Origin of the sequence: Streptomyces sp. NBC_00162, from assembly GCF_024611995.1 — a bacterium.
Lineage (GTDB): Bacteria > Actinomycetota > Actinomycetes > Streptomycetales > Streptomycetaceae > Streptomyces.
This window is the reverse complement of sequence record NZ_CP102509.1, coordinates 128379-145998: the sequence shown is the minus strand read 5'-3', so window position 1 is coordinate 145998 and position 17620 is coordinate 128379. Positions and strand designations below refer to the sequence as shown.

Genomic DNA, 17620 nt, shown 5'->3' with positions numbered 1-17620 from the left:
CTGGTCCGGTCGTGCGGACCGAGGACGTCGAGGACGAGTGGTAGTCCGAGGCCCGCAACTCGTCTGACGCTGGGCCAGGTGTTCGCCTGGCCTCGTGGATTCAGGGGGTCCGGGGCGGCAATGCGTCCCGGACCCCTTCGCGTTTCTGGAGGCTGAATGATTCACGTCTTTGTCGGGCCGACACTGGAGCCCGGAGAGGGTGTGCTGCGCGCACCGCTAGTGCGGGTGCACCCGCCGGTCCAGCACGGGGACCTGGCGGATGAGTCCATCGCGGCGGGGCACACTGCTGTCCTCATCGACGGCGTCTACCACCAGGCCCCGGCACTGCGACACAAGGAGATCCTGGCCGCGGTGGCGAGGGGTGTCCGGGTGATCGGTGCCGCCAGTATCGGCGCCCTGCGCGCGGCGGAGCTGCACGGTCACGGGGTGATCGGGGTAGGGCGGATCTACCGGGCCTACGTTTGCGGGGAGCTGACCGGGGACGACGAAGTGGCGGTGGGACAGGCCCCCGACGGGGACCTGCGCGCGCTGACCTGGCCGCTGGTGAACTTACGCCACATGGTCCGGGCCGGGGAGCGGGCCGGACTCCTGAACGCCGACGGGGCGGCAGCGCTGCTGCGGGACTTCGCAGCCGTCCATTACCCGGCTCGCACGGAGGGCGTGGTGCGGGCGGTGTGCCGACGGGCCGGGCAAACCGAGTTCTACAGGTGGGTGGAGGAGCAGCGGACCGCAGACCGGCACTGGGGCGACGTCAAGCGTGCCGACGCGCTGGCCGCACTCAGGCTGGCCCACTGCCCGCTGACCGCCGCCGGGTCGCCTGCGGTGTGGGAGACGGGCTACTCCAGGGGCTGGTCCAACGAGTTGGCCGGCGGCGAGCGCCCGGTTCGCAGTGCTCGTCACCAACGGCCGCTTCACCCTGCCGGCACTGGAGTGGGGCGAGACGTACGGCGTCTACCTGATCGACCGGGGCCGGCTGGAGCTGTGGGCCGCCGAGGGCCGACCGCTGTGGAAGGTCCTGGAAGGAATCAAGCCCGCCCGGCGGCTGCCGGGGCAGCGGCGCCGGCGGCGGCCCGGGTCTGCCCGGGCTGCCGCCGTGGTGCCGGCCTTGGGCCGGCAGGGCCGCCCGAGGGCCCGGTAGATCCACCCGGCGTCGCGCCAGTCGTCGGCGGTGAGGGTGCCGCGGGCGTCGATCACCTTCGGGTTCGCGACGCGGGAGGCGAGGCGGACGGGGTCGATGTGCCGGTACGCGGGCCACCCGCCACCCGCCCCGCCGTACGCCCCTGGCCGGCGGGCCCACCACCTGGCGGGCACGGGCCTGACGGCGTATCTGCCGCCGCACCGATAACCGGCCTGCCACGTTCGCAGATGTCCACGCAGAGGGGCCAAGCCCAGCACGATCCGTACCCAGGGGCCCGGGAGCCTGTGCCCACCGGGCCGACCCCGAGACGGCGTTGCGGGCCTGGGTACGAAATCGACGATACCGAGATCAGGGTCTATTCGTAAATGTACTCCCATTCGGAGCAGTCAACCGGAGTCGTGTCCGAGGCGCCATCCACCGTGCACACCCGCATCTTGTAGGTGTAGATGCTGTAGAGGTTTCCGTCGGTCTTGTAGACGCCGCCGGCGTCAGCCCCCTTGCCGTTATACCAGGAGGCCCACGGCGACTCGCTCTTTTCTACATAGGCACGCACACCGTGACCATCGGCAAGGTAATCAAAGAGGCCGAAGTCATCGCCGTCGTCGTAGAAGTGCAGAGCTCCGGCGAGCTTGCCGCCACTGTAGAGGTATACGGCCTGGTCCGTCAGCGCGGTCATCTCGCCTGTGGAGTCAGCGACGGCCGGAGTGCCGAAGCCCACCAGGAAGGCGGGTACGGCCAGGAGAGTAAGCCATTTCTTGGACATGGAAACATCCTTGATTCGTTTCAGTGAACAGATCGCACTGCACGGCAAGCGTTCCACGTGGGACATGCTGGAAGGTCGCAACGTTGACAGCCACTTCAAGGGAGTGCGGAAATAGCCGACCCCCAGAAACATCTGTGCGAGTCGTTGCTCTCGCCGACAGGCCAAGAACGTACACCGACCCGAACCCTCGCGCTACGGGTTTGCACCCAGGAATCGGCCAAGATCATTTCATGTTTTCCGTGCAATTTCAGACAACTATTCACCGCCTCGTCGTGGGAGCTCAAGTGGGGGTGCGGCCCGGACCCTGCGCCGACTGTGGCGCACCGAGCGCACCTCTCTCCTCGGGAATTGACGACACCATGCGGTTCAAGTCACCGGTATCCGGTGGTGGTTCACGCGGACCACCCGCCCACAGCTGGGGCCGCGCGCGGTGCTCGGGTGCGCGGCTGCCGGCCACCCCCAGTGTCGAAGTCCCTGCGAGCGCACAGGAGATGGCCGCCGTCCGCGGCGGCGCCACGGTGTTGGCTCGTGAACGCCCGCAGCATTCCCAACACTTGCAGGGCCTGGCGACCAATCAGTCCTGTTGCGTGTTTTATTGAGGTTTTCTTGAGCTTTGGCGGGCTGGCAGTGAAGGGAAGTCCGAAATTTCACGGAAAACATGAAATGATCTTGGCCGATTCCTGGCTGTAAACCCGTAGCGCGAGGGTTCGGGTCGGTGTACGTTCTTGGCCTGTCGGCGAGAGCAACGACTCGCACAGATGTTTCTGGGGGTCGGCTATTTCCGCACTCCCTTGAAGTGGCTGTCAACGTTGCGACCTTCCACCATGTCCCACGTGGAACGCTTGCCGTGCAGTGCGATCTGTTCACTGAAACGAATCAAGGATGTTTCCATGTCCAAGAAATGGCTTACTCTCCTGGCCGTACCCGCCTTCCTGGTGGGCATCGGCACTCCGGCCTTCGCTACGGACCAGGCCACATACCTCTACAGTGACGGCAAGCTCGCCGGAGCTCTGCACTTCTACGACGACGGCGATGACTTCGGCCTCTTTGATTACCTTGCCGACGGTCACGGTGTGCGTGCCTACATCGAGGTGAGCGCGGGCACTGAACATTGGTATGAGTGGGGCAGCGTCTACAACGGCAAGGGAGCAGACGCCGGTGGCGTCTACAAGACCGACGGAAACCTGTACTCCATCAACGTTTACAGAATGAAGGTGTGCACGGTGGATGGCGCCTCGGACACGACTCCGATCAAGTGCTCCGCCTGGCAGAAAATCGTCGAGTAAATCGCCCACGCAGATGTGGCGTCCGCTGCCGCTTGGCTTCGGCTGTTCTGACTGCCGAGCCTGACGGATAGGCAGCCCCTCGGACGACGCCGGGTCGCGGCTATGCCGAAGGCGCGGACCGAGTGGCCGGTCCGCGCCTTCGGCATACCTTCACCCCCGGTTCCACAGCGGTGCGAACCCCGCCCTGCGGCTGGCGCAGGACGGGCGCCTGGATGCGCCCTTCGGCCGCCCGACGGCACCCGGCTGAGCATCGACCCGGCGGAGTACTTCTTCCGTTTGGAGTCCCACACCTGGTGACGCGCGAAAGCCCCGCATGCTGGTGGGGCTTCGGTGTCTGGGCATGCCGGATCTGCGCCCATGGTGGGGCACAGGTGAGCGGTTTTGCAACTAGGTGCAAAAGAGCCCCGCCGCACAGGGGACGTAGCGGCGGGGCTCTAGTGGGCGGCCCCACCATCAGCGGAGGCTCACGCTACGCCCGCGATGGCCGGAACAACACCCTTCACGCGTGGCTGAATCTCAGTGCTTCGGCGCGGGCTTGGGCTGGCTCGGCTGCTTCTGCGCGGCGGCCTGGCTGGCCTCGTTGCGGCGGTGCAGTTCGGGGCTGTGGGCCGACGAGGCGCTGCGCGGCGAGCTCCGTGCGCGGGCCCGGCGGGAGGTCGGCGACGAGTCCGCTGTTGTCGAGGCGGTAGCGGCGGCCGCGTAGCCGTGCGCGTCTGAGCCCCCGGTCCCTGGCGGATCGGGGGCTGTGTGCCGTCCGGATGCGTCCGGACTCGGCCGGGCGGACGCTGGAAGGCCTACGGGAGGTGTGTCGTGACGGATGCGATCGGCTGGTGGCCATGCCGGGTGTGTGGGAGTCAGGACTCGAGTCGGGTGGAGTGGAGTGAGTTCTCGGCGGAGGGCGGTGTGACGTCGGCCCGCATGCAGTGCACGGCGTGTGGTGCCGATCGTCGCGAGGTCGTCAGTCACCTCTGGGAGCCGGGGGCGGGCGAGGGTTCCCGCTGAGCGTAGATCCGAACATGCGTCCGATGTCCAGCCTTCCCGCCCCCAGCTCCTCCAGTTCCTCAGGCGGATGCAGGAGCGCGACCTGGCACGGACGGACGGCTGGATCGCCGCCGAAGAGCAGCGACTCGCAGCCGAGGCCGCGCGTCGGCCCCCGCCCCCGCCGCCGCCCTGGCTGATCGAGCACGGCATAGGCGTCGGCCGGGCCCCGGTCCGTGTCCACGCCGGGGACTGCTGGGACACCCGGTCCCGCTGCGAGCCCGCCGACCGGGACACCGCGCGCCGCGCCCTCGCGGACGGCATCGAGGCGTGCATGCACTGCCGGCCGGACACGGCGCTCGGCGTGCTGGACTGACCGGCCCGCCGCACCCTGGAGGTATGGCCGACAGCGTGTACATCGTCGTCCACCCGCTCGCCGGAGACGGTCGGGCTGTCGTGGCGCACGTGCATGCCGAAGACCGGGCCCTGGGCGTCGCGCATTCCTTCCCTGGCGTGGTGGAGCTGCTCCGTGCGGCCGGCCTGGAGACGGCGGAGGGCTGGCCCCCGATCCGGTGGCTCGGCGGAGGTCCGGAGGATTGGGGCGAGTGACCGCTCCTGCTGCCCGGCCGGGGCGTCGACGGCAGGCTGGAGGCATGGACCGTGCGCCGATCCTCGTGCACCGGATCTCCCCGTCGGGTGGCCGGCGGGTAACGATCCGCGTGCACGGCGTGGACACCGTCCTCGGCCTGGCGCATAGCGACGCTGACCTGATCGAGTTCCTGCGGCGAATCGACCTGCCCGACCCGGAGGACATGGTCCTCGGGGATTCCCCTGCGATCGCGTGGCAGGGCGAGCAGCCGCATCAGTACGAGGCCGACGAGGAGCCGTGACCAGAAGGACGCGCTTACGTTGGTCGGGCATGACCTTCATCAAGGACTACGCCGGGCCGATCACTCTCTGCCGCAGCTGCGGACAGCCGTCGTTCAGCGACGAAGAGATCGGCCATCAGCACTTCAATGAGCAGTGGGACGGCGTCTTCTGCCCTCACTTCCCCCTCGCTGGCGAGCAAGTTCGCATGGACTGGGACTCGATGTCGTTGGAGCAGGTACGGGACGAGTATCCCGACACCTACCCGCACCTCACGGACGCGTCCAGGTCGCAGTCGTGACCTCCGGCGTGGACTATGACGGCCTCATGCAGCAGCCCGGCGACCGGCTTGCGCTCCTCACCCGCGGCGAGGCTGGCGCGGTGATGGCCGTCCTCGGCGAACTGGCCGACGAGGCTCAGGGCAGCTTGCGGGCTGCCGCCCTCGATCTTCAGGCCCTGATCGGCATGCGGCTACCGGCGGCGTAGGCGCGCGGCAACCCTCCCGTGGGGAGCCGGGAGGGCGACGTGCCCGGGATGGTCCGGAGCCACACCTTATGCAGGGCTCGTGCGGGCCGGTAGGCATGTGACAGGAGTGATTCCGGATAAGGGAACGCCGGTCCCTCCCGAGGTGATGGGCGGGCGCGGCGATGGTTGAACCTTCGATTGTCACGGTTAGGACACCACCGCACATGCACGCGCATGTGCCCATACGGTGACCTGATTCGCACCGCTTCCCGTGGGGGTCCCATGTCTCAGCCGTTCCCGCCGCCCGGCCAGCCTGGCCAGCAGCCCCCGCCCGGACACGGCTACCCGCCGCCCGGCCAGCCGCCGCACCCCGGGTATGGCTACCCGCCGCCGCCGCCCGCGCCGAAGAAGTCCAACACCGGGAAGATCGTGGGGTTCTCCATCCTCGGCTTCGTCGCGCTCCTCGTCATCGTCGGGGCGCTCTCCGGCGGCGAGAAGCCCGACACGGCGACGAAGGACACCAAGGCGCCGGCCGCTGCAACCTCGGCACCGGGGAAGGCCCCGGAGGCTGCGCCGTCGGCGAAGCCGGAGAAGAAGGCTGCGGTGGCAGTCGTCGCGAAGAAGGCGGAGTTCGAGAAGACCATCCTTGCGCAGGGCAGCGACTACACGAGCGTGTCCGTCACGGTCACGAATAACTCGTCGAAGCCGATCAGCGTGAACCCGCTGTACTTCGCGATTACAGACACCAACGGCACCAAGCACGTAGCCGAACTCGCCGTCGACAAGAACCAGATCGACACGGTCGAGCTGGCACCGGGCGAGAACGTCACCGGCGTGATCACCGGGAAGGGCGCGTTCACGCCCAGGACGGTGACGTACACGGACGGGCTGCTCGGGGACAGCACCCGCGCCGAGTTGTCCTGAACGCTCCGCCAACGCTGCGCCCCACCTCCCGGCCGACGGGGGTGGGGCGCAGTCGCGTTCAGGCTGCGATCACTCCGGCCTCCGTCCACAGCGCCCCGCAGCTGGTGCAGTGCGCGCACGGGGTTGCGCCGGCGCCGCCGTAGACCTCGATGGTGCCGCCGCACTGGCAGGTGTTGGCGGCGCCCAACTGTCGGCGTCTGTCGGCGAGGTCGAGTACCTGCTCGATGCGCACGGCAGCGCCGCGTGCGACCTTCCCTATGAACCGCTGCTGCTCCTCGGACAGGCTGCGGAACGGCCCGGGGCGGTGCTCGACGCGGGCGCTGGTGATGTGTGTTGCTGGGTGTAGGCCGCGAGCTCAGGGTGTTCGCGCAGGAGTTGTTCCCGCAGCCGGCGTACTTCCTCGGCATCAGCGGCGGCAAGGTGTTCGGCTTCGGCTTGGTCCTGGTCGGTGCGGGTTTGTTCGGCGTATTGGGTGTAGGCGTCATCGAGCATGCGCTGCCACCGGATTGCCTGTCGTAGGCGTTCTGCTTCCTGCGCTGCTTCGGCTTCGGCCATCAAACCTGCCGTCGCGCGCTGGACCTCAGCCAGCTCTGCCCGGTCCCGGCACTGCCAGCACAACCTGTCGTCAGGCCGTGGCCCTTTGCCGGCTGCCGAGCAGTCCTCGCCCGCGCACTCCCACCACTCGGGCCGCGGGTCTTCCTGCCGTTGTGCGGGAATTCGGCCTTGGCGGCGGTCCGCTCGGCGCTCCACACATTTGGGGCATGGGTTGCCCAGGTGCAGGGTTGTGCCGTCCTCGCACATCGGGTCCGGGCAGTCCGTGGACGGGCGCACCAGGCCCACTGCGACCCCGACGGGGGAGGATAGCTCTCCTTCGGTCAGGGCGCGGGCGTAGCCGTGGGTCCACCATCGGCGCTGGATCCGCTCGAGGAGCTGCTGTGGCGTCCGTCCGCCGTCCAGGGCTTGCAGGATCGCCTGACGCAGCACGGCTGGACGGTGGGGCGGCAGCAGGGCTGCCAGCTCGTGCGGCCATGCCGCGTCCACGGCCCTGACCGAGTCTGCCTGTCCCTGAGGCATCCGCTCGCGGGCCGTCTTCCTCGACTTGGCTGCCGGGGTGGGCGCGCCAGCGCCTGTGGGCGCGGCGCAGCCGCCGGCCTTCCGCGCGCTACTACCTGCAGTAGCCCTGCGGGCGTCATCGGCGCTACGCGCCGCAGGCGCTATCGGGGTTTCTTTGACGGGGAGGGTTAAAGGAGAGGGTTGGGGGACTGACAGTCCCCCTGCCGGGATTCACAGTCCCCCCTACCCCGGGACTGACAGTCCCCCCTCCCCTCCGAGTAGGGGTGTTGTGGGGGAGGGGACTGAGAGTCCCCTCCTGTCTGGCGTGGCTTGCCCTTGTCGCTGCGCTCTGTCCGCGGCGGGGCCGGCGACAGTGCCGGGCGGGTCTGCTGTGTCAGGGGCGGCAGACCACGGTGTGCGCGGTCTTCGTTCACCCGTGCCAGCCGTTCCGGCCCGTACCAGGCTGCCGGGATTTGCAGGTCGTAGACCTTGGGGCGGGCGTGCGCGGGGATGTACCGGGCGGCGGCCTGGTCTCCCAGCGTGATCACGCCCCGCTCGGCGAGGGAGGCCAGACGCCGCTGTACCGTCTTGACGTCGCACAGCGCGATCCGGGCGAGCGTCCGCCGCGACGGGAAGGCGTTGGTGCCGTCGGGATCGGCTTTCTCTGCCAGGCCGGCCAGCAGCATCCGGTCCGTCGTGCTGTTCACGGGGCTGTCATGCAAGGCCCACAGGATTGGCTCAAGTGCCATGGCGCACCACCACATCCAGGATGAACCCGGTGGTGTCGTGGGAGGGTGCCTGTGGCGCCCTCGGGATGGTTCCGCATAAGCTCATGGCTCAGCGCACCTCTCAGTTCAGCAACTGGGTGCTCTTCCCCGCGCAGGCGGTCCAGGCCTGTACGAGGACCTGCGAGCCCCGCCACCCGTGGCGGGGCTCGTTCGGTACGGGCGAGTCGTCACGCCCTACACAACGGCACCGGGATCACCGTCCTGCTCACCGGTGTGCCCCGTGTGGCATCACAACTGGGCGACGGCTCAGCCAGTGACTCACCGGTGAGGTTCCGCCGGCCGCTACGGCACGTTGCCGGCCAGCGGCAGCCCCCCGTAGTGCAGCTCCAGGCGGTCGGCAGCGCCCACCACCCGAAGGGCTTCGAGGACTTGGCCGCTCCGGCTGCGCACCACGCGCTCGATACACAGGACCGGTACCCGCTCCCCGATGCCAAGCTCCGATGCCTCGGACTTGGTTGGTGGCCGTGCTGTGACCGTCTCGTCGGCCGTCTGGGGATCCAGCCCAGCCGCGGTCATGGCGCCGAACACACCGCCGATGACCTTGCCCGGTGTGTCGAGGCCCGATGCGGCGGCCAGTTCGGCCGGATAGTAGGCGTCCTGGACCTGCACCACATCACCGTCGATCACGGCATGCCGGCTGCGGCGAACAACAGGAGAGCCGGGTTCGACTCCGAGCAGCGCGCCAATCGTGGCCGTAGCGGTGACGCGCTCCACAGACAAGGGAACGACACTGCCGTCCAGACCCACTGAGGCCGTTGCCGTCTCCCACGGCCCCTTGTCCCCGCCCGGGCGCAGCACGGAACCGTAGCGGCTCAACGGGACGCGCACGCGAGAGCGGTTGCGAACAACTGTTCCGATCCGTGGCTTGCGCACAACAAGACCGCGGTCGACGAGTTCCCGGTATGCCCGCTCAATGGATGGCTTTGACTCTCCGTCAGCCATCAACTCCACGGTGGTCGGCATCTTTGATCCGGGCGGAAACTCATCCGACTCGATGCGCTCCGCCAGGCGGTCGGCCAGCTCGCGCCATTGCTGCAACGGCATGTGAACCCCTCCCTGTCTTGTTGTGGAACCAGTACAGCACATTAACCATGGTTGTTTGTAGGGTTCTTGGCGAATGCCGGACGCAGGGCCACCGATGCGAAACCGGCCGGCAGATCACCAGCCGCCGCACTGAACCACTGAACTCCGCTGCCCAGGTCGCGCCGCGCACCAGACCCCACCGCGCCGCGAGTCCTCCTCGAACTGGACGATGCATCAGGTGAGGGGGTGCCGGGTGGTGTTGTCGGCGATGCCTCTCAGGCACCCGCTTCCTCGACGACTGACCACAGGAACTTCAGCCCAGCCAACGGCCCCCGCGTCCCGCGGCATGGGCAGCGTTGCAGACCCGGACTGTCCGGGCCGTGGTGTTCGTGGCCGACGGGGCCGCGTACGAAGAAGCCCGAGCAGGTTCTCTTGGGTCGGGCTTCGTTCTTGAGGCCTGGGGCGCGGTAGCAGCTGTGATTTGAAGCGAGTGCGCTGGTTGCTCAGTTGTGGGGTTATGCGGCGGACTGGCTGTCCCAGATGAGGAGTCGGTCGGGTGTGGTGTGGCCGTGCCAGGTGCGGTCGGCTGTGGTGCTGAAGCCGGTTGTGGTGAGGGCGGGGTGAGTGGTGTAGGTGCGGGGGAGGGTGAGGTGGTGCTCGCCGAGGGAGTGTGTGGCGGCCTCGAAGAGGTAGAGGGCGGTGCCTGTGCTGTCGGCCGCGAGGTGGGGTCCGGGCTGGGTGCTGTGGGCGACGCGGGTGATGGCCCTGGTGTTGGTCAGCGGGGTGCGGAAGACGGCGCGCAGTTGGCGCAGGCCGGCGGTGGTGATGGTGTTGCTGGCGGGTTCGGTGTCGTCGGGGTTGTCGTCGGTGGGGGCGGTTGGGGGCAGGGAGCCGGAGATGAGGAGCGCCAGCAGGACGGGCACGACCTTGCGGGCGAGGGCTTCGGTGGCTGCTTTGAGGCGGCGGGCGTTGTGTGAGGGCATGGACAGGGCGAGGCTGCCGGCTTCTTGGTCGGTGCTGGCCGCGACTGCTCCGCAGACGACCTTGGGGGCGTACTCGCGAAGGTCGTAGACGGGCTGGCCGGGGGGATGCCGTCCAGGGTGTGGTTGAGGAGGTTGTGGTCGGTGATGGTGCGGCGGGTCAGGGGGGCGGTGCCGTACCGGGCGAGGTGGTCGGCGCGCTGTTCGAGGGGGAGCTGGGTGAGGAGGCACTTGCCGACGGCGCTGGCGTGGGCGGCGGTGCGGAAGTCAACCCATTCGTTCACTCGCGGGGCGAGCGGCCCGTCCGCGACCTGTGTGATCACGACTTCGCCGTCGACGTAGCGGGACAGATAGACGGCGGCGCCGACTGTGTCGCGGGCGAGGTCGAGGGTGTGCTGGAGCTGGCGGGACAGGCCGCCGGGGGAGGACAGCCGGTCCAGTGCCGGGCCAGGGGCGTAGATGTGCGAGGCCACGACGATCGCGAACTCCTCTTCGCACAGCATCGCCAGGACGGGCGCCAGCGCGGATGCAGGCAGTTCGACGGCAGTTGCGATCTGCTTGTCCTGGACGCCGACCGGATGCTGTTCGAGGAAGCGGATGACCTGGTGGGCGAGACGGGCCTTGTCGAGCGCGTGGTTCTGCGATCCCGCGGTCAGGGCCTTGTGCACGGCCTCTGCGGCATCGGGGTGCTGCAGCTGGAACACCCTCCAGTCCCGCGGCACAGGTACTTCCGCGACCGTGCTCTCGTCGGCTGGGGCCGGTTCGGGAAGGCGGCACGTGCCTGCGACGGCGGTCTCGGCCCGTGGCCGGGGGCGCGAGGAGGTACCCGGGTTGGAGGGCCCGAGGACCAGCACGGTGCTTTCCGACAGGGGTGCTCGCCAACCCCGTGCAGGTCGGCTTCCTCCAGGAGTTGCTGCAGGGCGGGGCGCGGCACGGCGAACCGCTCGGTGAGCCCGGGCAGGGTGAACGTGCGCTCGGCCGGCATACGCCCCCGGCTGCACCCGCCCCATGCTCCCGCGACGCGCGCGGCCGGCGCACCGCGGGATGTAATGCCGCGTACAGGTGCTGGTAGCCGCGGACGTGGGAGAGGCCCCGGGTGGTCAGCCGCACCGCTGTCACATCCCGGAACTGCTGGGTGCGTACCAAGGAATCGGGAAGATGCCGGGTGGTCTCCTGACCGGCCAGCAGCCACAGCGGGGTCCACGGTCCTTCGTCCGTCGCCTCGTGCACGTCGTAAAGATCGACGAGGAGCTGCCATACGTCGGAGGGCTGCTCCATCCTGTGGAAGCGCTCCAGCCGCCCTGGGATGACAGTCAGGGTCCGGTCGAAGCGCCGGCCTTGCTGCCCGACCGTCTTGGTCGCCCGCCGCTGGCGGCTCACGCTGGTGTCGTACCGTGCGACCACGACTTCCCGCTGGATCAGCACGGCCAGCTGCCGCAACTGCGCCAGCTCATACCCCAGGACCGCCCGCATCCGCCCGGTGCTGCGCCCGTAAAGAATGGCGATCTCTTCCACGAAGGGGTCCTTGGCGGGCAGCCCCCACGTCTCGTCGTTGTGGACGTACCGCTCGACGAGTGCGCGTACGAGCTCGGCGACCCGCTCGCGGCGCTCGCTCACCGCGGGGATCTTGTCGATGGCCCGGTCCAGAACCGTGATCTCCACACCGAAGAGCCGGGTGACCCGGTCCAGGAATGCTGCTTTGTGTGGGGGCACGATCCCTTGCTGCTCGAACCGGCGCCACACCTTCGCCGTCACGCCCAGGCCGCTTCCGGCCGCGGCGGCCGTCAGGGCGGAGGCGCGCCTGAGGTCGGCGACTGTCCATGTCCTGCGTCGTTCGGCGTGCATCAGCGCGGTCGGGGGGACACCGAGTGCCATGGCCAGGGCGGCCACCCGTTTGGGGTCGGGGACTGTCCTGCCGTTCTCGTAGGCGACGATCTGCGCTTTCGTCGCTCCGGTACGGGAGGCGAGTTCGGTTGCTGTCAGGCCCTTGCGTCCGCTCTCACCTGCGTACCGCCACCGCAGCTCCTGCAGTGCCCTCGGATCGAAGTCGGTGAGCCCCCGAGCCATCACCTGTCTCCCCTCACATGCGGTTGGGTCACTTTATGAACCCGAATGCGGCCAGTCTCACGGTGAACTCGAGGCGACAAAGCGCATCTTCACCTGCACTGATGTAAAATTAGAGGTCAACCGGCTGGCGCCCTGAGCCTGAATAGGCGAAGTTGGTGACAGCGGAGCCCTATGTGCTAGGGGCCAGCCGTGGCGGTCACGGCCGCCACGCAGCCCCGAAGGCACATGTGGCAGCCCCACACCCTCTTTTGGTTGGTAGGCCGCCGAGGGTGCAGGGCCGATGCGGTGGAATCCGCGGGCTCCCGTCGGGGCTCCTGCGTCAGCAGGGGCCCCGACCAGCTACTGAGTTCCGTCGAAGAACCTGCGCCACAAAGACGCAAGAACCTGGAACACGAGCCAGGTGAGGATCGGCTTGCCGATCTTCGAGAGTCGCCTCATCCGACCGCCCTTCTCAGGGGGGTCGGTTTCCAACGCCATCACCTCCTCCCCGGGGGTGGCACCCCCGCCGTCGGGGAGCCGATGACCTGGAGAGGGGCCACGCCGATGATGCTACCGGCCCCCGGCTGGAGCGACTTCCGGCCCCGAAAGACTCTGAACGCCAACTCCGTTCTGCAAAAGGTTGATGACTAAACGTCATATGGTCTGAGCCTTCGCAGGCCAGCCGCTGACGTGCCGCTCAGCGGACCGGCAGTCACGCCAATGCGCCGTCGCGCGCTCCGCGCGCGCCAGGACTTCTCGGTCGCAAATAGCGGCGTGCGTACACAAGATGAAATCGGCATATGCGGAGCCGATGGCACGTCCGTACCTGCGTACACCACGGAACCCGACCGAGAGCCGCCCAGGCCACTACAAAACACTCCTGACCTGCACTCTTTACGGAGCGTCGGTGCCGTCATCCGAGGGTGCGAGTCCAGCCAAACGGATAACTTCACACGATCGGATGAATCTCGCCACGACCGTCAGCGTGTGCGACTTCCAGGGTGCCTAAGGGGGCGCACCACCGCCCTCCCGTGGAATGTTGCGCGCTCAGCGCTCGCGGGCATCGCCGCCACGGGCGGCGGGCCACAGCCCCCGTGCGGGCAGTGCTCATGCCCCGGTTCTACTTCCCGGGTCGTCCGAGCTGGTGGACGGTCCAGCCCGTCGCGCGCCAGGGCTCGGGGTCGAGGGTGGTGCGGCAGTAGACGAGCAGAGGGTCGGCGGGACGGTCGACAAGGGCTTGGGGGCTGGCCTGCTGACATTCGGGCCATTCGGTGGCCACGGCGGCGAGATCGGCGCCGTTGAGCTGCCACGGCACCACTCTGCTTATCGGACCCGCACTGAACAGCTCCGGGACAGCCCGTGGCATTGTGTGTCAGTGCTTTTGAACGATCCCGCAAACCGTGTCGAGCTCCGCCCGCTGGGCTATCAATTCCCCCGAGCCGGGGCCAACCCGTACGACGACAACTGGCTGGTCATCAGTGGCTCGGTGGCAACCTCCGAGGGCACCTGGTCCTTTGCCGATCCGTGCCTGCTGACCGGTGAAGCACGTGAAGTAGCAGTGTGGCTACGCGCGGCGGCAGCGGGGAAGGTGGCTGTGACCGGGCTCGGTGCCGAAGGTGAGCTGTCCCCGGACACGTGGTTCATCGAGCCAGTCTTGGCCTTCAGCCTCGCCGACCGAACCGAGGGTTGGGTGGTGCTTCGGGTCCACCTGTCCTTGGAAGCGGCACCCCCGTGGCAGCAGGGCGACAACGGAGCAGATGTCTACCAGTTTGTCGTGGAGGTACGGCTGGATACGGCTGCACTCCTTGAAGCGGCTGACCAGTGGGAGCTTGGTCTCGCTTCGATCCCGACCCGCTGATCAACCTCAGCCCCCAAGGGCATGGGCCTACGCGTCCCCACAGAGCGCCGAGGCTTGACTTCTCCATTGGGAAGCCGCTGAGCGTTGTACCTGGCCGGCTGAGCGCGGGTAAGCGACTCACCCTCGACGCTTCTGCTTCCTCTCGTCGATCGTTCGCCTGTGCTCGGCTGCTTTCTCCGGGTCGCGTGTATACCCCTTCCAGACGCGGTGGCACCGGGTGTGCAGTGGGTGGCCGAGGTTGGACCGGGTGATCAGTTGGGGCGAGATCCGCTCTTCGCAGAGGACCCAGAACTCGCGGTCGATGTTGGGGAGCGGCGTAGGCCGGACAGGCGCGGGCGGTGGGGTGATGATGGTGTGCTCGGTGCCCGCGCACTGCGCGTGTGCGCGGTGCCCTTGCGAGGTGATCACCGCATACCGTTCGGCCGACGTGATCGGGTCTGCACAGAAGATGCACCGTATCGAGGCCACCGGATCTCCGTTCGCCGCCAACGGGTCCACGCTATGGCGTCATGCCCCTCTCTCGTCGTCCAGTAGCCCCTCTCCGGTCGAGCAAGGTCGGTTACGTACGAACGGTGACGGCTGGCCCTGATCACGGCTGCTGACGGAGGGGGCGGATCATCGCGGCGTACTTTGGGGAGTCGGGGAAGGGCTGCTGAAGGCCGACTGTGCGGTAGCCCCATGCCTCGTACACGGCCTGGACGGCACCGTTGCCTGAGGCGGGATTCACCAGCAGCGTTACGCGTTGCTCGGTCCTGGGAGCCAGCCAGGCCTCATGAAGCTGCCAGGCGACGCCGCTTCCGCGCCACGGCTTGCGGACGACGATCTCATTGAGGGCGACAGTCCGCTGACCATCCTCCCTTGTGAACTCTCCGGGCAGGGGTTCGGTCATCGTCGACCACCACTTCGTCTCGGGCCCGAGGGGAACCCCGAAGCAAAACCCGACAGCCTCTCCGTCCTCGTGGCCGATCACGGCAGTCCAGCCCGGCCGCGACGAGTATGCGCTGAGACGCTCGTCGAATCGCTCAACGGACTGGAAGTCAGTGGTCAGGCTGAAGTCCCTGTGCCGGACCTCCTGGTGAATGCTCAGGATCTCCTCACGGATAGCGGGCAGGTGCTCGGCGGTGGCCTGGCTGAACACGACGGTCACGGTCGTTGTCCCCTGTTCGTCAGATAACGGGCCGTCCAGTCGGACGTGCAGTGCGAGCGCGGGGCCACCTTGACAAGGTCCTTGTCGAACCTGTCCAGCAGGCGGCCCGTGCGTCCGGTCAGTGAATCACTGGCCTGCTCGGGGAGAACACCCAGAGCCGTCGCACACGCTTGGTCGGCCTCTCCTTGGTGGAGCTGAGCCAGGGCAAGATTGAGTGTGTAGTACCTGCGATTGCGGACGTAGCCCGTGCGGAGTCCCCCAAGAGTGCGGTGAAGGTACGCCTCCGCCTCTGCGTGGCGGCCGATGCGTGCCATCACGAGGGCGGAGAGGCCATCCAGCTCCGCGGTGTCGTAGAAGCCGATCCACGCCGGCCGCTGCGCGCCAGGGTCTGCTCGGTCGAAGGCTGTGCGCGCGTGCTCCAGAGAGCGAAGGGAACCCTGGTGGTCACCGGATTGGGCTTGCACGCCAGCGAGGCGAGCAGACGCGAAGGAGCCAAGAAGCGGATCTCGGCGGCAGGCAGTCGAGCGTCGGGCGACCTGCGCGGCGTCCATGGCCTCCCGCAGGCCACCCGGTCGCTGCGCTGCGAGAAGCGCGGCATGTCCCCATAGGCGGAGTTCGATCTCCGGATTCCGAGACAGCCTGGCGAGGTGGAGTGCCCGCTCAAGATGGCCCTTGGCTCGGCCGGGTGCGTGATCGTCGACCGCTGCCCACAGCGCCGTCCCGGTGAACGCCGCTGCCAAGAAGTAGAGCCGGTCCTTCACCCGCTCACTCATGGTGCCGACCGCCAGGCGTTCCATGGCGTGATGGGCGAAAGCGAGAGCGCGAGTCTCAAGCTTGACCGTGCCACCGGCGAGGTTGTCTGCCGCGACGAGTTGATTGAACGCCAATTCCAACTCGTTCAAGTTCCTCATACCGACGCGCGGACGTGATGCCGCCGCGGGTACGGGCAGCAGCGCAAGAGCCGCGATCCCGACAGCCGCCGTGGTGAAGCCACGTCGCTCCACTGGATCCTCCGGTTGTGCTGGTGGTGTCGCCGGGCCCTCAGTTCTGTCGTGTCGTGCTGGTCGGATGAACCCGAGCTGCTCGGCGCTGACCTCGAATTCTGCCTCCAGCGCCCTGCGCTGTCTCTCCTGTGGCCAGCGAGTTTTTCCGGTCAGCCAGTTCCGGATGTGCCGGTCTTGCAGCGATCCAGGCTTGTTCGTGAGGCACTCAATGTGGGCGTTCAACCGCTGTGCCAGCTCGGCTTGTTTGAGTCCCGCGGCTTCCATGTACGACGCGAGGAGGACGTTCTCCGTCATAGGCACACCGTAACTGCCTCGATCCGTTCAGTGACTCCTCGAAGGTAAAAATTACCGGTTCTGTGCGGGCATTCCCACGCGGAATTGCCTGTCCTCTGTGTGAAGTTGGGCGTTACCTCTTGCTATGGCTCGATGAGCCGCGCACGGGCGCCAGTCGAGGGGACAGACCGCGCCATCAAGGCGAAGCCCTCTGCCGCACCCGTGCTCCCTACCAATCGGACAGGTTTCAGGTCATGGCGCAGAAGATTGCCCGGCCGCTGACTCAGGCGGCAGGACGGACAGCCGCGATCCACCGGACCCCCGTCGACCTGATGGCGACCTCTTTCGAGGTCGAGGGCCACTTGGCCGGCGACCCAGTACCCGCTGTCGACGCCATGCGAGTCGGGCACATCCGGCGCATCGTGGCCGCCAGGCTGCGTTACCTCGGGCTGTCGGCCTTCTGTGACCCGGCGGTGGCGATCGTCAGTGAGTTGGTGACGAACGCCGTCGAGCACGCGGGCTGGGGGAGCGGCGAGCGGCGGTGCGTGACCGTTACCCAGCTGTACGCCAGAGGACAGCTCCATCTGCTCGTGAAGGACGAGGGCCGTGGACAGCCGCAGGCGAGCGACGTCCCCCCGGAGGCGGAGAGCGGCAGAGGTCTGCTGATCGTAGAGCTGATCACAGCAGAACTGGGCGGGCGCTGGGGTTTCTCGCTGGGCAGCCGAACCGCCTGGTGTGTCATTCCAGTCCAACCCCGAGGTACGGAGGGGGCTGCCGATTGGCGGTTGTGCGCGTACTGCCTGAAGCGGCCGGCCCTCGAGCCCGGTAAGGGCGTGCTGTGGCTGTTCCGCCAGTGCGGACGCACACGTCTGGCCGGCCTCCACCACCACGAAGACCATCGCTCTGTCGCCCGTACTCCGAGCTGTCGCCAGAGCGGGCGCGACCGTAGGCCCAGCCGGTCGGCGTGCGTTCTTGGCAGCCCCTGGCGAACCAGAAGAGCTTGTGACCGTCACTGAGACGGACCGCA

19 protein-coding genes and 3 pseudogenes are annotated in these 17620 nt (G+C 67.9%); 12 read left to right on the top strand and 10 right to left on the bottom strand.

The annotated features are described in order from the left end of the window. Positions 1-156: 156 nt before the first annotated feature. A pseudogene (locus JIW86_RS41920) lies at positions 157-642 on the top strand (TfuA-like protein); the annotation flags it as partial. A 247-nt stretch (positions 643-889) separates the two neighbouring features. After that, positions 890-1138: a hypothetical protein gene (locus JIW86_RS00785; protein ID WP_257552036.1), complete on the top strand. Its 249-nt coding sequence runs from the start codon at positions 890-892 to the stop codon at positions 1136-1138. 355 nt (positions 1139-1493) lie between these two features. On the opposite strand, the gene JIW86_RS00780 is transcribed toward JIW86_RS00785, so the two are convergent. Continuing rightward, the gene (locus JIW86_RS00780; protein WP_257552035.1) at positions 1494-1958 is read right to left on the bottom strand and encodes a hypothetical protein; all 465 of its coding nucleotides are present in this window, start codon (positions 1956-1958) and stop codon (positions 1494-1496) included. Positions 1959-2791: 833 nt separating this feature from the next. On the opposite strand from JIW86_RS00780, the gene JIW86_RS00775 reads away from it, so the two are divergent. The 8 genes from JIW86_RS00775 to JIW86_RS00740 all read left to right on the top strand — a co-directional run bounded on the left by JIW86_RS00775 (position 2792) and on the right by JIW86_RS00740 (position 6421). Further along, complete coding sequence (locus tag JIW86_RS00775; RefSeq protein ID WP_257552034.1) at positions 2792-3187, top strand: hypothetical protein; 396 nt, start codon at positions 2792-2794, stop codon at positions 3185-3187. Positions 3188-3692: 505 nt separating this feature from the next. After that, positions 3693-3890, top strand: a complete 198-nt coding sequence (locus JIW86_RS00770; protein WP_257552033.1) for a hypothetical protein — start codon at positions 3693-3695, stop codon at positions 3888-3890. A gap of 366 nt (positions 3891-4256) precedes the next feature. Next, the gene (locus JIW86_RS00765; protein WP_257552032.1) at positions 4257-4541 is read left to right on the top strand and encodes a DUF6233 domain-containing protein; all 285 of its coding nucleotides are present in this window, start codon (positions 4257-4259) and stop codon (positions 4539-4541) included. A gap of 23 nt (positions 4542-4564) precedes the next feature. Further along, on the top strand, positions 4565-4774 hold the full coding sequence (locus JIW86_RS00760; RefSeq protein WP_257552031.1) for a hypothetical protein: 210 nt from the start codon (positions 4565-4567) through the stop codon (positions 4772-4774). 44 nt (positions 4775-4818) lie between these two features. Beyond that, on the top strand, positions 4819-5055 hold the full coding sequence (locus JIW86_RS00755) for a hypothetical protein (protein WP_257552030.1): 237 nt from the start codon (positions 4819-4821) through the stop codon (positions 5053-5055). Between the two features lie 29 nt (positions 5056-5084). Continuing rightward, entirely contained in the window at positions 5085-5333 is a 249-nt protein-coding gene (locus JIW86_RS00750; protein ID WP_257552029.1) for a PRTRC system protein C, read from the top strand. Continuing rightward, complete coding sequence (locus tag JIW86_RS00745; protein ID WP_257552028.1) at positions 5330-5518, top strand: hypothetical protein; 189 nt, start codon at positions 5330-5332, stop codon at positions 5516-5518. The genes JIW86_RS00750 and JIW86_RS00745 overlap by 4 nt, the downstream gene beginning before the upstream one ends. Before the next feature lie 261 nt (positions 5519-5779). After that, complete coding sequence (locus JIW86_RS00740; protein WP_257552027.1) at positions 5780-6421, top strand: DUF4352 domain-containing protein; 642 nt, start codon at positions 5780-5782, stop codon at positions 6419-6421. 58 nt (positions 6422-6479) lie between these two features. Here JIW86_RS00740 and JIW86_RS00735 read toward each other — a convergent pair whose 3' ends face one another. The 7 genes and pseudogenes from JIW86_RS00735 to JIW86_RS00715 all read right to left on the bottom strand — a co-directional run bounded on the left by JIW86_RS00735 (position 6480) and on the right by JIW86_RS00715 (position 13629). Further along, complete coding sequence (locus JIW86_RS00735) at positions 6480-6653, bottom strand: hypothetical protein (protein WP_257552026.1); 174 nt, start codon at positions 6651-6653, stop codon at positions 6480-6482. A 23-nt stretch (positions 6654-6676) separates the two neighbouring features. Further along, on the bottom strand, positions 6677-7405 hold the full coding sequence (locus tag JIW86_RS00730) for a hypothetical protein (RefSeq protein WP_257552025.1): 729 nt from the start codon (positions 7403-7405) through the stop codon (positions 6677-6679). 257 nt (positions 7406-7662) lie between these two features. Then, positions 7663-8223, bottom strand: a complete 561-nt coding sequence (locus JIW86_RS41915; RefSeq protein WP_416237502.1) for a helix-turn-helix domain-containing protein — start codon at positions 8221-8223, stop codon at positions 7663-7665. Between the two features lie 321 nt (positions 8224-8544). Continuing rightward, a complete protein-coding gene (locus tag JIW86_RS00725; protein ID WP_257552024.1) occupies positions 8545-9306 on the bottom strand; it encodes a GntR family transcriptional regulator in 762 nt (253 codons plus the stop codon). A gap of 875 nt (positions 9307-10181) precedes the next feature. Then, positions 10182-10921: pseudogene (locus JIW86_RS41910) on the bottom strand (IclR family transcriptional regulator domain-containing protein); the annotation flags it as partial. 1192 nt (positions 10922-12113) lie between these two features. After that, positions 12114-12332, bottom strand: a pseudogene (locus tag JIW86_RS41905) (helix-turn-helix domain-containing protein); the annotation flags it as partial. Positions 12333-13431: 1099 nt separating this feature from the next. Continuing rightward, positions 13432-13629, bottom strand: a complete 198-nt coding sequence (locus JIW86_RS00715; protein WP_257552023.1) for a hypothetical protein — start codon at positions 13627-13629, stop codon at positions 13432-13434. Positions 13630-13686: 57 nt separating this feature from the next. Between JIW86_RS00715 and JIW86_RS00710 the strand changes: the two genes are divergently transcribed. After that, positions 13687-14169, top strand: coding sequence for a hypothetical protein (locus tag JIW86_RS00710; protein ID WP_257552022.1), 483 nt, complete (start codon positions 13687-13689; stop codon positions 14167-14169). A gap of 589 nt (positions 14170-14758) precedes the next feature. Here the strand turns inward: JIW86_RS00710 and JIW86_RS00705 are convergent. Together JIW86_RS00705 and JIW86_RS00700 are read right to left on the bottom strand one after the other, a co-directional pair. Then, a complete protein-coding gene (locus tag JIW86_RS00705; RefSeq protein WP_257552021.1) occupies positions 14759-15316 on the bottom strand; it encodes a GNAT family N-acetyltransferase in 558 nt (185 codons plus the stop codon). After that, complete coding sequence (locus JIW86_RS00700; protein ID WP_257552020.1) at positions 15313-16614, bottom strand: XRE family transcriptional regulator; 1302 nt, start codon at positions 16612-16614, stop codon at positions 15313-15315. The genes JIW86_RS00705 and JIW86_RS00700 overlap by 4 nt, the downstream gene beginning before the upstream one ends. Positions 16615-16847: 233 nt before the next feature. Between JIW86_RS00700 and JIW86_RS00695 the strand changes: the two genes are divergently transcribed. Continuing rightward, entirely contained in the window at positions 16848-17609 is a 762-nt protein-coding gene (locus JIW86_RS00695; protein ID WP_257552019.1) for an ATP-binding protein, read from the top strand. Positions 17610-17620: the final 11 nt, after the last annotated feature.

What these genes read in the sequence shown, in the direction of transcription:
- JIW86_RS00775 (WP_257552034.1), top strand. Translation starts at nt 2,792, where the DNA reads ATGTCCAAGAAATGGCTTACTCTCCTGGCCGTACCCGCCTTCCTGGTG.
- JIW86_RS00765 (WP_257552032.1), top strand. Translation starts at nt 4,257, where the DNA reads ATGCAGGAGCGCGACCTGGCACGGACGGACGGCTGGATCGCCGCCGAA.
- JIW86_RS00760 (WP_257552031.1), top strand. Translation starts at nt 4,565, where the DNA reads ATGGCCGACAGCGTGTACATCGTCGTCCACCCGCTCGCCGGAGACGGT.
- JIW86_RS00755 (WP_257552030.1), top strand. Translation starts at nt 4,819, where the DNA reads ATGGACCGTGCGCCGATCCTCGTGCACCGGATCTCCCCGTCGGGTGGC.
- JIW86_RS00750 (WP_257552029.1), top strand. Translation starts at nt 5,085, where the DNA reads ATGACCTTCATCAAGGACTACGCCGGGCCGATCACTCTCTGCCGCAGC.
- JIW86_RS00740 (WP_257552027.1), top strand. Translation starts at nt 5,780, where the DNA reads ATGTCTCAGCCGTTCCCGCCGCCCGGCCAGCCTGGCCAGCAGCCCCCG.
- JIW86_RS41915 (WP_416237502.1), bottom strand. Translation starts at nt 8,223, where the DNA reads ATGGCACTTGAGCCAATCCTGTGGGCCTTGCATGACAGCCCCGTGAAC.
- JIW86_RS00725 (WP_257552024.1), bottom strand. Translation starts at nt 9,306, where the DNA reads ATGCCGTTGCAGCAATGGCGCGAGCTGGCCGACCGCCTGGCGGAGCGC.
- JIW86_RS00700 (WP_257552020.1), bottom strand. Translation starts at nt 16,614, where the DNA reads ATGACGGAGAACGTCCTCCTCGCGTCGTACATGGAAGCCGCGGGACTC.
- JIW86_RS00695 (WP_257552019.1), top strand. Translation starts at nt 16,848, where the DNA reads ATGGCGCAGAAGATTGCCCGGCCGCTGACTCAGGCGGCAGGACGGACA.